The organism is Neobacillus pocheonensis (genome assembly GCF_050477905.1).
Classification (GTDB): Bacteria; Bacillota; Bacilli; order Bacillales; family Cytobacillaceae; genus Neobacillus; species Neobacillus pocheonensis_A.
The window spans coordinates 95,931-111,828 of sequence record NZ_JBCNAD010000021.1; the positions used below are offsets into that span (position 1 = coordinate 95,931).

Genomic DNA, 15,898 nt, shown 5'->3' on the forward strand with positions numbered 1-15,898 from the left:
ACAATTCTTAATTAAGAACAAAAAAGTTCTTAATGTTATATACTTATATAAGTACGCATTTAAAAAAATATAAACATTCCCAATGTATCAGCATAAGAATTAGTAGAAACAATGGAAACTATATATGGATTATGGAGGAAGTCATGAAATTTTGTTTATTCTTATTGTTCGCTGGTATTTTGGATGCTGTTCTAACCCATTTTGGAATTGTTTCTGGTTTCGTCGAGGAAGGGAACCCGGTTATGGAATTTTTTATTGAAAAAAGCTGGTCGTACTTTTATTTAATAAAAATTCTCCTGCCGATCATGTTAATCGGATTGGTTTCTTTTCGTCCATTACGAGGTGGGGCTAAGAAACTGTTGATCTCTGCCTGCGTACTTTATTTTTCCGTTCTTGTTTATCATATCACCTGGATACTTCTTTATTTAAATACATCGGCATAACCTCACAGAAACTAGACACTCCTTTGTTATTAAGTTAGTATCAATACGTTGTGGATTGATAATTCTAATAAGAAAAAAGTGATTTATTAAGGAGTAAACTATGTTAACCAATTTAAAGCCAATTTTACAGGAAGCTTGGGAGAAATCAGGGTTTCAAACAGCCACTTCTATTCAGGAAGCGGCGATTCCAGTTATCCTTGAAGGAAAAGATTTAATAGCAGAATCCCCTACTGGTACAGGGAAAACACTTGCCTATTTGCTGCCATTATTAAATAAAATTGACCCGAGCGCCCAGTCCTTACAAGCAGTGGTTTTAGCTTCTTCGCAGGAACTTGTTATGCAAGTGTATCAAGAATTCCAAAAGTGGTCGGAGGGCAGCGGCATTCGTGGCACTTCGATTATAGGTGGTGCAAATCTAAAACGCCAGTTGGAAAAATTAAAAAAGAGACCGCATGTGATTTTTGCTACCCCCGGACGATTGCTTGAACTGATCAAGCAGAAAAAAGTAAAAATGCACGAGGTGAAGATGGTCGTATTAGATGAGGGAGATCAACTTTTAATCCCAGAGCATCTTGGTACCGTCCAAAATATTGTTAAATCAACTATGAGTGACCGCCAAGTCGTTTTGTTTTCCGCCACGATGAAAGCTGCAACTGAAAAATTGGCAGTGGGGCTGACAAACGAACCTGAGGTGCTACGAATTGAGAAAGATGAAGTGGCTTCGTCAGGGAAAGTGGAGCATATTTACTTCCTATGCGAACAACGGGATAAGATTAAACTTCTTGAAAAGGTCGCCCGTTTGGATGGAAGTAAATCGCTAGCGTTTATTAATGACATTGGAGAAATTCAAGTTTTTAAAGAAAAATTACATTTTAAAGACCTATCTGTAGGAATTTTACATAGTGACATGAAAAAATTAGAGCGGCAGGCAGCGTTAAAATCCTTCCGCGACGGCAAAATGAAAATGCTTGTTGCAACCGATGTGGCAGCAAGGGGACTTGATATTCAAGGAGTTACACATGTCGTCCAAATTGATTTTCCTAAGGATATTACCCAATATGTACATCGTGGTGGAAGAACAGGACGGATGGGTGCTGATGGAATGGTCATCTCTCTTGTGACCGAGAGAGAAGAAAGGGAATTAAAACGATTCTGTAGAGAACTGAACGTCTCACTTCATAAACGAATTTTTTACAAAGGACAAATTGCCGAAGAAGAACAAAAAGTACAGAAGCAGCGTAGATAAGCGAAGACAGTGGGTGACTCCACTGTCTTTTTTTATGCTCTGCAATGTGAGAATTTCAAAAGTTATGATTTTATTGGGCATTAACGACATGTTTCGCAAGACTTACTACATATTTTGGGACATTTACGATATTTATTGGATAATAATTGGAATTTCTCTTGAACTATTTTTACTTATGACATATTTTTAGGTACTTACGACATATTTTCATACACATACGACCTAATTTTCAAAACTTACGACATTTCCTGGATATCAATTGGAAATTTTCTTCTTACTACATATTTTTGGGTACTTACGACATATTTTTAGACACATACAACCGAATTTTCAAAACTTACGACATTTCCTGGATAGTAACTGGAAATTCTCCTAATCTCCTGTTACTTATGACATATTTTGGGATACTTACGACATATTTTCAGACACTTACGACCTAATTTTCAAAACTTACGACATTTCCTGGATATTAATTGGAAACATCCTCAAACCACAATTAATACCCTTTTCCAAAAAAGGAATTTCTCTCTCATTTCTTGAATAATTAATGAGAAACGGAGGGAATACGATGGAGAATCCAAAATTAAAGAAATTGCTTGAGGAATGGCTGGAGGAAGCCACGATTAGCAAGATGCAAGAAAAGTTACAGAGCAGCGAGATCACTTCCAAAGAGCTAGTCTTATTGTATTTACATAGAATATCGATTCTTGATAAACAAATAAACTCGGTTCTTGAGATCAATCCGGACGCACTCCAAATCGCCGAGGCACTTGATACCGAGAGGAAAGAAAAAGGCCCGCGCAGCCGATTGCACGGAATACCCATTTTAATAAAAGATAATATTGATACCCACGACAAAATGCACACAAGTGCGGGCTCCCTCGCTTTAAAGGACTCTATTGCGGAAAAGGATTCTTTTGTAGCAGAACAATTGCGCCAAGCAGGCGCGGTCATTCTTGGAAAAACAAATATGACCGAGTGGGCGAATTTCATGGCGATTGGTATGAAAAGCGGCTATAGCTCCCGCGGTGGGCAAGTATTAAATCCATACGGACCTGGTAAATTTGATGTTGGCGGATCAAGTTCGGGGTCAGGGGCAGCAATTGCAGCCAACTTTGCTGCCGCAGCAGTTGGAACAGAAACCTCTGGTTCCATTTTAAATCCATCCAGTCAAAATTCGCTTGTTGGAATAAAGCCAACAGTTGGCCTCATTAGCCGACGGGGAATAATCCCCATCGCCCACACGCAGGATACAGCAGGCCCGATGGCAAGAACGGTGGAAGATGCAGCAATTCTTCTTACTGCACTAACTGGCCGTGATGAACACGACCCAGTCACACAAACTAATCCAATAAATAATACTGATTTTACTAAGTTTCTTTTTAAGGATGGCCTTAATGGAAAAAGGATTGGATTTGCTGTAGAGGGATTCATTGAGCTTTTAAGTGAGGACAAGCAAAAAGTGGTGTCGGAAGCATTGGAAACGATGAAGGCCTTAGGTGCAGAAATAATTGACAATATAGTAATTCCTTCAGCAAAAGCTGAATGGAAATATGATGTTTTAACCTATGAATTTAAGCCAGATTTGAATGCATATTTAAATGGGCTGCATCCTTCCATAAAGGTTCGGTCTTTAAAAGATCTAATCGACTTTAATAATCAAGATGAAGAAAAGATGCTAAAGTATGGTCAAGCAGTGCTGATTCAATCAGAAGAAACGAGCGGCAGCTTAACCGAAAACGAGTATATCGAAGCATTGGAGTTTGATTTATTTCATTCCACTCAGCAAGGAATTGACTATGCTTTAGAAACCTATAACTTGGATGCCATTGTTTTCCCACACGAAGAAGGGTCACATATCAGTGCAAAAGCAGGATATCCATCCATTGCAGTTCCTGCCGGATATGCAACAGATGGTGAACCGGTTGGAATTACTTTTTCAGGAACTGCATACAGTGAACCACAGTTAATCCAGCTAGCCTATGCTTTCGAGCAATTGACACAATTCCGCAAGCCGGCGGTGCTGGGGAAAGAATAAGTCCAAGTGTTTTCACTCATACTATCAATGAATTTCTCAAAAAGGAGATGGTAGTTGTGGGAAGAACGAAGCTGGGCAATGCCAATGCTAATCGCAATAACAGTCGAAAAAAACCAATGAGAAACAGTGAAGAACTGGTTGAATTTACAACTGGGGAAGACTTAAAACGCAATCGTCCAAATAGTAAATAGCAAACAAAGCCTCCTAAACAATAGGAGGCGTTTCTTTTCACGATTGTTCCTCTTTTAGCAAATCCAGACCTCTCAACGCCGGTCCCTCAATCACATCGCCAGAATAGGCATATCGGGAACCATGGCAAGGGCAGTCCCATGTTTTTTCCGCTTCATTCCATTCACACTCACAGCCTAGATGGGTACAGGTGGTGTCCACAACGTAAAGCTTGCCGTCCTTGTCCTTGTAGGCACCTGCTCTTTTACCGTGATACATGACAGCTGAGCCTTCTCCGTGCTGCAAATCCTCCGGATACTTTGGCACAAATTCCAGCTTCCCTTTAATCAAATGCTTAGCCACATCAATATTGGTGGTAATAACATTTTTTAGATCCGGGTCTGCTCGGAATCGGGATGGAGAATACAATTCTTTGTATGGATTTTCCCTATCCATAACATAATCCCTGAGCAGGTGGCCAGCAAAAATGCCTGTTGTCATGCCCCATTTTTTATAGCCAGTTGCTACTAAAATATGCTCCCTCTCTGAGGTGACTGGACCGATATAAGGTACTTTGTCCAGTGTCACTAAATCTTGAGCCGACCAGCGGTAAGTATATTCCTTAATGCCGAACACCTTTTCAGCAAAAGCCTCCAGTGCTTCATAATGGATCATCGTATTGATGCCCTGGCCCGGTTTATGTTTTTCCCCTCCGATAATGATAAGCTTTTCATCTCCATCCAGCGGCGTATAACGAATAGAGCGAGGCGGGCTTTCGGCACTGATATACATACCGCCAGGATAGTCTTTATCTGTTTTTATCCCAATGGCGTAAGACCTGCTCGCATACATTCGTGTAAAAAAAAGACCTACTTTATCTGAAAAGGGAAAATGTGAGGCCATAATGACCTTTTTGCATGTAACAGTATTGCCAGTTTTGGTGATGATCTTTGTTTCTCCGTCATCATCATCAATTTCATCAGCTGTGGTGTTTTCATAAACAGTACAGCCATTTTTCACTGCTTCATCTAGAAGACCTTTCAAAAATTTTAAAGGATGATATTGGGCCTGGTTGCTCATTTTCAAGGCTGCCTTTGCAGGAATATTAAAGGGGATTGTATCCTTTAAAGCACCATCGATACCCAGTCTCTTATAGGCTTCCCATTCCGTTTGCAGCTTGTCCACATACTCTTCGGTCGTCGCATAAATAAAGGCATCTTCCTTGCTGAAATCACAGTCGATTCCCTTTTCCTTCATTGTTCTTTCTACAAATTCAATCGCACTTGAAGTGGAATCATAGTATTGTCTTGCTTTTTCCTCGCCAAAATGATTGATTAGCTCATCATAAAGGATGTCATGCTGGGCTGTTAATTTTGCGGTTGTATGACCGGTGGTCCCATTTAAGACACTGCCGGCTTCTAATAGAGCAATCTTTACTCCCTCTTTTGCGAGTAAATAGGCTGCCGTAATACCAGTTATCCCTGCTCCGACAATCGCAACATCGACAGTTATATTCTCATTTAATTTTTTAAAAGCAGGCAATTCTATTTCTCGCCAATATGTTTTTGGGAATTGTGGGATTTTTTCAGAAGAACTCATATGTACTCCTCCATTTTCCAAAATGAACTCCTGTTTAATTTTTCCTAAAATGATAAAATTAATCTTAAGTTTAAAAAGAAAGAACCTTGCATGGAGGCAAGGCTCTTTTACTTAGGAGGTTCGACAATGATTAATCCCTGGACGCCTGAAATTGAATTAACCATTCAAGAAGCTAGTGAGCTTATCGCTACGCAATTTCCAGAACTTCTTCCGATTAACATAAGCTTTTTAGGACTTGGTTTTGATAATACGGTCTTCAGGGTTAATGACCAATATGTTTTTCGTTTTCCGAGGAGAGAAATTGCTGTCAATTTAATTAAAACTGAAAATAGGCTTTTACCGCACATAGCACCGTCTCTTAATCTGCCAATTCCTGAGCCCATTTTTTTCGGAAGCCCTAGCGAATCATACCCATGGCCGTTTTCCGGTTACAAAATCGTTAAGGGAGCAACTCCAGGGGCCCTGTCAGATGAAATAAGAATTGCAGCGGTGGAACCATTAGCAAAATTTCTAAGGAATCTTCACCGGTTTCCAATCGAGAATGCTAATGATTTTAACGTTCCATTTGATCAATTAAATCGATTAAGTATTCCAATCAGAAGAGAAAAGCTTGCGGATAATGTCAATAAGGCTGTTAAGGATGGCTTAATAAATAACCCAGAAATGATAAGAGACTATTTAAAATATTTAAGGAATGTTGAGGTCAAGCAAGAATATGCCCTTGTACATGGAGACCTTCATTTTAAAAATTTGCTGATGGACACAAATGGAATGATCTCAGGCATTATTGATTGGGGCGATGTACATATTGGACATCCAGCAGTAGATTTATCGATTGTGTATAGTTATTTGCCACCTGCAGGGAGAAGCCGATTTTTCGAAGTTTATGGACATGTAGATGAAAACACCTTGTATTTAGCTAGATTTAAAGCAATTTTCACAAGCGTAATGTTAGTTAGGTTTGCCAATGACCAAACCGATCAAAGAGGATTGAACACCGCCTTACAATCTCTAAACATGGCATTGGTGGATTAAGGATTATCATCGTCGTTGTTAATCGGATCAATTCGTTTAGAGTCTCCTGAATCGAGACCACTTCTTAAAAAATGAATCCACGTTCCTACAACAAAACCAAGACAAAGAAGAAATCCGATGGTTGTGATCCACAAAAGAGCCATTGTAAATCCCCCTTTTTTTAGCTTGAGCTTCCGAGGATGCTTAGCTTTCTTAAATATATGCGCAAGGGGGATTAATTTTTCCATACGATTTTATTTAGTCCTTTTTCTTCAGGTCAGCATAATAATCGACTTTTTTAATATTTACACCAACAAAGGTTTCAATAATGGACTGACCGCCAGCAATCGAAAATATTAAAATAACCACATACGTAACCTTTGGGAAAAGCAAATATGCAGTCCCGAAAAAAATGGCACTCCAAACACCGGCGCACCAGTAGCATTTTAATAAATACCCAAACATGGAGGTTGGGACTTCCTTTGTTTCGGTTCCGCTTTCTGTTTCCACTGTCACCTTTTTCACAAAGGGCTTGCGGATCGATTCGGTAATTTTATCGAAAACAATTAAATGAGTAAAACGGTAGCTAGCTAAAATTAGCATAATATAGGTCATCCACGATATGTCTTTCATATTTTAGTCCTCCAAAACCCTCTGAATTCCAAATGGCTATATAGAAAATATATTTTTTCAGTTCCTGTATATTTTGAGCCTGAAATCAAAAATATATATTCGGAGGAGGCAAAAAAATGAAAAAATCTTTTTGGTTTAGTTTTCTGTTATTACTATCTCTTTTCTGCATTCCAAGCGTTTCATTTGCTCAACAAATCTATACGGTTCAGCCAGGAGATTCGCTTTGGAAAATTGCCGTCAGGTATCAAGTTGGAATCTCCGAGATTATTTCCGCAAACCCGCAATTTAAAAATCCAAACTTGATTTATCCTGGTCAAAAGGTAACGATTCCTGATTTGGGTGGAGTGAAATCAATTGAGAATCAAGTCATTTCCTTAACCAATCAGGAGCGAGCAAAAAATGGGTTAAAAGCGTTAACTCCAGATTGGGAGCTATCAAGGGTAGCCCGGTACAAGGCCATGGATATGAGAGACAAAAACTATTTTAGTCATACAAGTCCAACCTACGGCAGTCCATTTGATATGATGAAGAACTTTGGAATTACCTATCGCTCCGCTGCAGAGAACATTGCTGCAGGTCAAACCACCCCGGCATCCGTTGTTCAGGCATGGATGAACAGCTCAGGTCACCGTGCCAATATATTAAGCACACAATCGACCTATATAGGTGTTGGCTATGCTGCCGGCGGATCTAAAAGATATTATTGGGTGCAGATGTTTATATCTAAATAAGCTAGTAGGGTCAGTTTCCTAATAAGGGACTGACCCTTTCTACGTCTTAGGTCTGAGTTAAAAATCAAGCTTTAGCGCAATTATGGGAAATTAAGAAAAAAGGTAAGATGATATCAAGATAAAGAAAGGAGTGAAAAACAAAATGAAAAAATTTGGTTTACTTTTAGCCGGTGGGATTGCCGCAGTTGTTTTGCTTTCAACAATCGGTCCGATGGTGGGACTGCTCGTTAGCCTAGCGCTTCTGTACTTCATTTTCAAGCAGTTTTTAAAAGCTGGATCGCCTGGAGGAAAGATCGGACTTGGGATCATCGGTCTCATTGTTCTCGTGGCTTCCATCCATAACGTTCCAGCCATCATTGGAGTAGCTGCTGCCTACGTACTTTACCTCGTTTATAAAAAATGGAATAAAAACAAATATACGAAAATTAAAGAAGAATCAGACCCATTCGTTAACTTTGAAAAACAATGGAATGAATTAAAAAATTATTAAGATTAAAGGAGAGAATGAACATGACAAATCTATTTACAAGAATTAAAAATACCATTACAGCTGATTTACACGAGGCGATTGACAAAAAGGAAAAGCAAAACCCAATTGCGCTGCTCAATCAATATCTTCGTGAATGTGAGCAGGAAACCGAAAAGGTAAGAAAGCTTTTAGAGCGTCAATACACACTGAAGGATGAATTTACTAGGGAATACCAGCATGCGGTAGAATTAGCTGAAAAAAGAAATCATCAAGCGGAAATTGCCTCGAAAGCGGGCGAGACAGAACTTTATCAGTTTGCTGCTGCAGAGTATCAGCAATATTCAGAACGTGCTCAGCGTCTAAGTGATTCCCTTGAACAAGTGAAGGGTCAGCTTGATGAATTAGAAAGAAAATATCAAGAAATGAAGCACAAACTAAAGGATATGCATCTTCGCCGGATGGAATTAATGGGCCGTGAAAATGTAACACGTGCTAATCACCGGATTAATCAGGTGCTAGATTGTAATTCATACTCTGATAAATCCTACTCTAAATTTAAAGACATTGAAAATTACTTAGATCGGTTAGAGCATCAAGTAAATAGTTCCTTTTACCGAAGCACGATTGATGCAAGAATCGCTCAATTAGAAAAAGAAATGAAACTGGAAGAAAGCAAGTCCATTTAAATGAAAAAAATGGTATTCTTAAAAGAGGAAAGCGGAAGCGCCTTGACCAGGGGCGACAAGCACAAGACGAACCGGCGGGAAGGTTGCTTTTTAACCTTCTCGACGGATTGGTTTGTGACCTCGAGCCCCTAGGCGCTGGAGCTAGACAAAGAAGGCGTAGTTCTACGCCTTTTTGGTAATTATTTTTCAAAAAGGGAGGGTGAGCGGATTGTTTAAAAAAACTAGAAATGATTATACAGGCTGGTTAGTTGTCATTGGAGTAGTTGTTCTTCTGCTGGAAATCTTCTTTTTCAATCCAGGGCTTATTTTCTCCCTTTTTGTTTCTTGTGGAATGATTTATTTAGGTCGAAGATGGGCAGGAAAAAAGAAAGGAAAAATCCTTTTCTACGCTGGTATTGTTTTCTTAGCTATCAGTGTTTTATCGATGAAAACATTCAAGTTTTTACTATTAGCCATATTATTGCACTATATCATTCAATATTATCATTCAAAACGAAATCCTAAAAAAATACCGCTGACGGTTACTGAACCAGACAATACTGTTCAGGAGGAAACAATAATTAAGAGCAAGCCGCTCTTTGAAAATATTTTTTTTGGTCAACAAAAAACCCCTGGTGGTGTTTACGAATGGAATGATATTAACATCCAGGCTGGAATTGGCGATACAAGTATCGACCTTAGCTACACCATGCTTCCAAAAGGGGAAACCGTTATTTTTATCCGAAACATTATCGGAAATATTCAAATTCAAGTTCCATATGAAATGGAAGTAAGTGTCCATCATTCTTGCTTGGTTGGTTCCACAACTGTATTTGAACATGGCGAATCCAAAGTATTTAATCAAGTCTTCCATCTTAAAACACCAGGGTATGATACGGCAGAGCAAAAAGTAAAAATCTTTACATCGTTATTGGTGGGGAATTTAGAGGTGAGCCGAATATGAGCACAACTCAGCGCCAGATTGTATGGAGTGTCACCTTTTCCTTTCTCACCGCGATGATTGTGGCAGCTATTTTTCTAATCGTTTTCCCGCTAGCCAATTGGGAACAAGTGTGGGAACGCCATTTCATGGGCATTCCGGTCCTTATTTTTATTCCAGCCTTTAGTATTGCAATAGGAATTCTATTAGGAGCCTATTCAGGAGTCTTCTGGAGAAGGCAGCTTTTAGAGGTGGAGCATTCTTTGCATCTTTTAGAAGAGGGAAAACAACTTGAGGCAAAAACAAAGCCTTCTTTAATTGAAATCCAAAGTATTGCTAACCGAATCGATAAAATTGGCAAACAAATGTCGGAACAGGCGAAGCTCTCCCAGAGGCTTGCAACGGAAAAAGTAGAGGATTTAGAAACGAAAATCCAAGAAATAATTGAACAGGAACGGAATCGGCTTGCCCGGGAATTGCATGACTCTGTCAGCCAGCAATTATTTGCGGCCTCAATGATGATGTCGGCTATTAATGAGACCAAGGAACAGTCAGAAGAAACCCGTGAAGCGAAACAATTGAAGCTAGTGGAAGAAATGATTCATCAATCACAGCTTGAAATGCGGGCGCTCCTGCTGCATTTACGGCCTGTTGCCTTAAAGAATAAATCGCTTCAGGAAGGAATTGAAGAACTGTTAATCGAATTATCTCAGAAGGTAACAATGGATATTAAATGGAAAGTAGAAGCTTTTCCCTTAGATAAAGGGGTAGAAGATCATCTTTTCCGTATCCTGCAAGAGTCGATTTCAAACACGTTAAGGCATGCAAAAGCTAATAAACTCGAAGTCCTTATGATTAAAAGAGATGATCTTGTCATTTTAAGAATTGTTGATGATGGAGTAGGTTTTGAAGTAGACGAAATGAAAGCAGGCTCCTATGGGATGCAAAACATGCATGAACGTGCCCTTGAAGTAGGCGGTACGTTGAAAGTGATAAGTGTGAAAAATAAAGGAACAAGGCTGGAAGTGAAGGTTCCGGTGATGGAAAATGGAGATGGGACAAATGATTCGAGTAGTATTCGTTGATGATCATGAAATGGTGAGGATTGGGGTTTCTTCCTACCTCTCAGCTCAACCGGACATTGAAGTCGTCGGTGAGGCTGACAATGGGAAAAGAGGGGTAGAATTAGCACTTGAACTTCGCCCGGATATCATTTTAATGGACTTAGTTATGAAAGAAATGGATGGTATCGAGGCAACGAGGCAAATCGTGGAACAGTGGCCTGAAGCAAAAGTTATTATCGTGACCAGCTTCCTTGATGATGAAAAAGTCTATCCTGCTCTTGAGGCTGGAGCGACCAGCTATATGCTTAAGACCTCAAAAGCAAGTGAGATTGCCAATGCCGTTCGTGCTACATACCATGGACAGTCAGTTCTCGAGCCAGAAGTAACGGGAAAAATGATGGTGAAAATGCGCCAGAAAGCAACTCATCTACCACACGAAGACCTTACCAGTCGCGAACTAGAAATCTTACTACTTATGGCCGAAGGGAAAACCAATCAGGAAATTGCCGATGAATTATTTATCGCACTCAAAACTGTTAAAACCCATGTCAGCAATATTTTAAGCAAGCTAGATGTTCAGGACCGCACCCAAGCGGTAATCTATGCGTTTAAACATTCATTAACAAAATAATTATTTAGGCTTTCCAAATAAAAATTGGGAAGTCTTTTTAATTTAATTAATATCTTGTCAGCAAGCCCGTCAGCCAAGAAGAAACGATTCATATAGTTCGAGAGCCAGGAAAAATGGAAGTGACGGTCGATAAGGAACGGGTTACCCTTTTGTTATTACTATTAAGTTTTAGATTTCTATATGGTTCAAACCTAAAATGTTAATGAAAAATAAAATCCTAAATTCAAAAAAATAATTGAAAATTATTCTCAATGGCGATACAATAAATGAAAATGATTATCATTATTACTTCGGAGGGTTTTATAAATATGAAATTTTTAAAAGTATCTGGAATTCTACTAGTATCTAGCAGTCTGTTATTTGGCTGTTCTAATACTGACAAAAGTACTTCAGCAGAAAAAGTTAAAGAAACAAAGAAAGCATCATCAGAGGCTCTTAAAGGAGTAACAGATGACTATCGTACATATGCACTTGGTGAAATTGAAGCGTTTGTAAAGGCAACGGAAGAATTTACTACAGCAGTTAAAAACGGTGATATCCATAAAGCGAAAGAGCTTTATGGAACATCGCGGATGCATTATGAGCGTGCTGAACCAATTGCAGAAGTTTTCGGAGATCTTGACCCAAAAATTGATGCTAGGGAAGGGGACGTCCCTGAAGCGGAATGGACCGGATATCATCGCATTGAAAAAGGATTATGGGTGGATAACACAACCAAGGGCTACGAGCAATATGCTGATCAACTTATGAAAGATGTAAATCTATTAAGAGCAAAGGTAGATACTGTTGAGGTAACACCTGAGTTGCTAATTACTGGTGCGGTTGATTTATTAAATGAAGTCTCAACTTCCAAAGTGACCGGTGAAGAGGATCGTTATTCTCATACCGATTTATATGACTTTGCAGCCAATGTCGAGGGAGCAGAAAAAATTTATCAACTTCTCAATCCGGCGTTAAAGAAAAAGGATGTTGAGATTTCTAACGATATTCAATCTAAATTTGCTGATGTTTATAATCTATTAAACAAGCATAAAACAAATGGTGGTTATAAATCCTATACTGACTTATCACAAGCAGAAGTTAAGGAACTTAGTCAGGCCATTGATGCACTTGCTGAACCACTTTCTCAAATTGGAATTGTAACGGAGGCGTCTTAATTGACTAATAATCCAAACAGCATGGAAGATCATAAAGTAAATAAGATTTCGAGACGTGATGTCCTGAAAACGGCTGGTGTTGGCGGGGTAGGGATGCTTTTAGGGGCATCTGGATTTAGCGGTTTGATGTCAATTACGGAAAGTAAGGCAACCGGTAAAAATGAAAAGGATATCGTCCCCTTTTATGGAAAACAGCAAAGTGGAATCACGACAAAAGCACAAAATAATATTTATTTTGTTTCCTTAGATTTGACAACCACAATAAAAGAAGATTTGATAAAGCTTTTTAGGGATTGGACGCATGCGGCAGCATTGATGACAGAAGGAAAGCCTGTCGGGGAACTCTCCAGTAATGAATTTCTTCCTCCAAAGGATACAGGGGAAGCGGCAGGTTTATCGCCATCGAATTTAACAATTACTTTTGGTGTTGGACCGAGTCTTTTTGTAAAAAACAATCAGGATCGTTTTGGGTTAAAGAATAAGCAGCCAAAGGAATTAGTTGATCTCCCGAAATTCCCGCTCGATGCATTAGAAGAGGAATGGACTGGCGGGGACCTTTGTATTCAAGCTTGCGCAGATGATTTGCAGGTAGCCTTTCATGCTATCCGAAACTTGATTAGGATTGCCCGGGGAAAAGCTATATTACGCTGGGCACAGACTGGCTTCCAGCGAAGCAAGCAGGCTGATTCAAAAAATGAAACACCAAGAAATTTGTTTGGCTTTAAAGACGGAACAGTAAACCCGGATGTGAGTAGCGAAAAACAAATGAACGACATTGTATGGGTACAGCCAGGTGATGGTCCCAATTGGCTCGTGAATGGCAGTTATCTTGTTGTCCGCCGAATTCAAATGTTTATTGAAGTATGGGATCGTACTTTATTAAAAGAGCAGGAAAATACATTTGGACGCCAACGCGAGAGCGGTGCGCCTCTGGGTCAAAAAAATGAATTTGATAGACCCGATTTCAATCATAAAGATGAAAACGGAGAAGATTATATTCCTACTGATTCACACTTCCGACTCTCTCGAGGGGATGGATCACAAAAAATTCTTCGTAGGGGCTATTCCTACTCCAATGGGATGGATGTAAAAACTGGAGCGCTTGATGCCGGCCTGCTATTCGTGGGTTTTCAACGGACGCCAAGCAAACAATTTATCCCTATTCAAAACCGTTTAGCGAATAATGACAAATTAAATGAATATATTTCACACCGCGGTAGTGCAATTTTTGCTTGCCTGCCAGGAACCAATCAAGGCGGTTTTATCGGAGAGACACTATTTACATAGTGTTTTTCCTGCTATAGAGGAGAGGTTTTTATGCAAAGAATGTTTAAAGCAATAATTTTACTTACAGTATTACTTTTTATTTTACAAACAGTACAACCCATAGCAGCGGCAGAAAATCATGACGAGCTATTTGTTCTAATTGGCGATAGTTTGATGAAAGCCAAGGATGGGGACAAAGCAACGGTTGCCAAAAACATGGAACAATTTGCAAGCGAGTGGAATTCAATTAAGAAATCCGACAGCAAGCAGGTAAAAAAGGTAGACGAAAACTTGAAAATGGTTCAAAGTTTACTAGCCAAAGAGAATGTAGAAAAAGAGGAACTGTCAAAAAGCCTATCGGCTCTGTCCAGTTCAGTTGTATTGTATGACCAAGAACAAAATCCCAAAGATAAAGCAAAAGGGAAAGAGCAAGTAAAACAGATGCTGACGATAACTGCAAACTTTAAGCAAACGATTAAGGAAGGGAAACTATTAGCCCTAAAGGCTGAATATCAGTCGCTCCTAAATCAATGGACTGTATCAGAAAAAGCTGTTCATGATGAAAGTATTGCAACATACGGGAACATTGAAAAATACATGGCCTTAATTCGAATTGCAATTACGCAAAACCCGGCGGATCTTAAAAAGGCTGAAGCTAATGTTGACCAACTCACTAAAGAGGTGGAGAATTTTTTAGCTGGTAAGGCTTCAAAGCAGGTAGAATGGGATTATTCGTTAACCGACCTGACTGTTTTGTTAAGCAAGGCTGCATCAGAAATTGCTGAAAAGAATTATAAAAATGCTAGCAGTCATTTAAATGAAATCCTCAATATCTGGCCAATGGTTGAAGGAGATGTGTCTACAAAAGATAGTAAGCTGTACAGTGATATCGAAACGAAAATTCCTACAGCTATCAGTATTTTAAGTTCTGAAAAGGTAAATGGAGCAAAAGCTCTGACCATCGTCGAGGACTTAAACTCACGACTTGCTCCATTAACGAGCAAAACCGATTATTCTTTATGGGATTCGGCTCTAATTTTATTACGGGAAGGGTTAGAAGGATTACTAATCGTTGCTACCTTAATTGCATTTTTAAAGAAAATCGGCCAGCAGACCAAACAAAAATGGATTTGGGCTGGTGTTGCAGCAGGTGTCTTGGCGAGTGCAGTCCTTGCTGTCATTATCAATATTGTTTTCTCGAAGATTACAGCAGCGTCAAGCCGGGAGTATATTGAAGGCATAACGGGTGTTGTTGCGGTTGTAATGATGCTTACGATTGGAGCATGGCTGCATAATAAATCAAGTATTGGAAATTGGAATAAGTATATAAATCAGCATATGCAGCAAGCCGTTGCTAAAGGAAGCCTTCTTTCTTTTGCCTTTATCAGCTTTTTGTCCGTTTTTCGTGAAGGGGCCGAGACCATTATTTTTTACGCGGGGATAACTCCTTATATAAGCCTACAGCAGCTTTTATTGGGTGTCTTATTTGCGACTGGGATATTAGTGGTTGTTGGCTTTGGCATTATTCACTACAGTGTTAAAATTCCAATTCGCTTCTTTTTTAAAACGGCCACTCTATTAATATATTTCTTAGCTTTTAAAATTCTTGGCATTAGCATTCATGCTTTACAGGTTTCAAATGTGCTTTCTACTAGTACAATACAAAACCTTCCGTACATAGATTGGATTGGAATATATCCAACCTTGGAAACCACTTTAACCCAGATTTTGCTAGTAGCCGTCATTATTATAATGACATGGCATGTTAGAAAGCGTGTGGTTACAATAGACATTTAAAAGGGCAAATGCCCTTTTTTTATTGGTGTGCCAGGCA

The 15,898-nt window shown here is 39.3% G+C and carries 17 protein-coding genes; 14 read left to right on the forward strand and 3 right to left on the reverse strand.

Going from position 1 to position 15,898, the window contains the following annotated elements; all coding sequences use genetic code 11:
* Window positions 1–143: 143 nt before the first annotated feature.
* The 4 genes from ABES02_RS12850 (at window position 144) to ABES02_RS12865 (ending at window position 3,918) form a co-directional block, all read left to right on the forward strand.
* Window positions 144–443, forward strand: a complete 300-nt coding sequence (locus ABES02_RS12850; protein WP_430135165.1) for a DUF5658 family protein — start codon at window positions 144–146, stop codon at window positions 441–443.
* A 100-nt stretch (window positions 444–543) separates the two neighbouring features.
* On the forward strand, window positions 544–1,689 hold the full coding sequence (locus tag ABES02_RS12855; RefSeq protein WP_430135168.1) for a DEAD/DEAH box helicase: 1,146 nt from the start codon (window positions 544–546) through the stop codon (window positions 1,687–1,689).
* Between the two features lie 568 nt (window positions 1,690–2,257).
* Window positions 2,258–3,727, forward strand: coding sequence for an amidase family protein (locus tag ABES02_RS12860; RefSeq protein WP_430135170.1), 1,470 nt, complete (start codon window positions 2,258–2,260; stop codon window positions 3,725–3,727).
* A 56-nt stretch (window positions 3,728–3,783) separates the two neighbouring features.
* On the forward strand, window positions 3,784–3,918 hold the full coding sequence (locus ABES02_RS12865) for a hypothetical protein (RefSeq protein ID WP_430135172.1): 135 nt from the start codon (window positions 3,784–3,786) through the stop codon (window positions 3,916–3,918).
* Window positions 3,919–3,955: 37 nt separating this feature from the next.
* Here the strand turns inward: ABES02_RS12865 and ABES02_RS12870 are convergent, their stop codons facing one another.
* Window positions 3,956–5,494 (reverse strand): FAD-dependent oxidoreductase, encoded by a 1,539-nt coding sequence (locus tag ABES02_RS12870; RefSeq protein WP_430135175.1) that lies wholly within the window; start codon window positions 5,492–5,494, stop codon window positions 3,956–3,958.
* Window positions 5,495–5,620: 126 nt separating this feature from the next.
* Between ABES02_RS12870 and ABES02_RS12875 the strand changes: the two genes are divergently transcribed.
* Window positions 5,621–6,529 carry a phosphotransferase gene (locus ABES02_RS12875; protein ID WP_430135178.1) on the forward strand — a complete coding sequence of 303 codons (909 nt, stop codon included), beginning with the start codon at window positions 5,621–5,623 and terminating at the stop codon, window positions 6,527–6,529.
* Here ABES02_RS12875 and ABES02_RS12880 read toward each other — a convergent pair.
* Together ABES02_RS12880 and ABES02_RS12885 are read right to left on the reverse strand one after the other, a co-directional pair.
* A complete protein-coding gene (locus ABES02_RS12880; protein ID WP_430135181.1) occupies window positions 6,526–6,672 on the reverse strand; it encodes a hypothetical protein in 147 nt (48 codons plus the stop codon). The genes ABES02_RS12875 and ABES02_RS12880 overlap by 4 nt on opposite strands.
* Before the next feature lie 94 nt (window positions 6,673–6,766).
* Window positions 6,767–7,141 (reverse strand): DUF1360 domain-containing protein, encoded by a 375-nt coding sequence (locus tag ABES02_RS12885; protein WP_430135183.1) that lies wholly within the window; start codon window positions 7,139–7,141, stop codon window positions 6,767–6,769.
* Between the two features lie 116 nt (window positions 7,142–7,257).
* Here ABES02_RS12885 and safA point away from each other — a divergent pair, with 116 nt between their 5' ends.
* The 9 genes from safA (at window position 7,258) to ABES02_RS12930 (ending at window position 15,861) form a co-directional block, all read left to right on the forward strand.
* Window positions 7,258–7,872 carry a SafA/ExsA family spore coat assembly protein gene (gene safA / locus ABES02_RS12890; protein WP_430135185.1) on the forward strand — a complete coding sequence of 205 codons (615 nt, stop codon included), beginning with the start codon at window positions 7,258–7,260 and terminating at the stop codon, window positions 7,870–7,872.
* Between the two features lie 142 nt (window positions 7,873–8,014).
* A complete protein-coding gene (locus ABES02_RS12895) occupies window positions 8,015–8,362 on the forward strand; it encodes a flagellar basal body rod protein (RefSeq protein ID WP_430135188.1) in 348 nt (115 codons plus the stop codon).
* Window positions 8,363–8,382: 20 nt separating this feature from the next.
* The gene (locus ABES02_RS12900; RefSeq protein ID WP_430135191.1) at window positions 8,383–9,027 is read left to right on the forward strand and encodes a PspA/IM30 family protein; all 645 of its coding nucleotides are present in this window, start codon (window positions 8,383–8,385) and stop codon (window positions 9,025–9,027) included.
* Between the two features lie 199 nt (window positions 9,028–9,226).
* Entirely contained in the window at window positions 9,227–9,970 is a 744-nt protein-coding gene (liaF, locus tag ABES02_RS12905; RefSeq protein ID WP_430135193.1) for a cell wall-active antibiotics response protein LiaF, read from the forward strand.
* Window positions 9,967–11,031: a sensor histidine kinase gene (locus ABES02_RS12910; RefSeq protein ID WP_430135195.1), complete on the forward strand. Its 1,065-nt coding sequence runs from the start codon at window positions 9,967–9,969 to the stop codon at window positions 11,029–11,031. The genes liaF and ABES02_RS12910 overlap by 4 nt, the downstream gene beginning before the upstream one ends.
* On the forward strand, window positions 11,009–11,641 hold the full coding sequence (locus ABES02_RS12915; protein WP_430135198.1) for a response regulator transcription factor: 633 nt from the start codon (window positions 11,009–11,011) through the stop codon (window positions 11,639–11,641). Before ABES02_RS12910 ends, ABES02_RS12915 begins: the two co-directional genes overlap by 23 nt.
* Window positions 11,642–11,949: 308 nt before the next feature.
* Window positions 11,950–12,798 (forward strand): iron uptake system protein EfeO, encoded by an 849-nt coding sequence (gene efeO, locus ABES02_RS12920; protein WP_430135200.1) that lies wholly within the window; start codon window positions 11,950–11,952, stop codon window positions 12,796–12,798.
* A gap of 21 nt (window positions 12,799–12,819) precedes the next feature.
* Complete coding sequence (gene efeB / locus ABES02_RS12925; RefSeq protein WP_430135214.1) at window positions 12,820–14,085, forward strand: iron uptake transporter deferrochelatase/peroxidase subunit; 1,266 nt, start codon at window positions 12,820–12,822, stop codon at window positions 14,083–14,085.
* Between the two features lie 30 nt (window positions 14,086–14,115).
* Window positions 14,116–15,861 carry an FTR1 family iron permease gene (locus tag ABES02_RS12930; RefSeq protein WP_430135203.1) on the forward strand — a complete coding sequence of 582 codons (1,746 nt, stop codon included), beginning with the start codon at window positions 14,116–14,118 and terminating at the stop codon, window positions 15,859–15,861.
* Window positions 15,862–15,898: the final 37 nt, after the last annotated feature.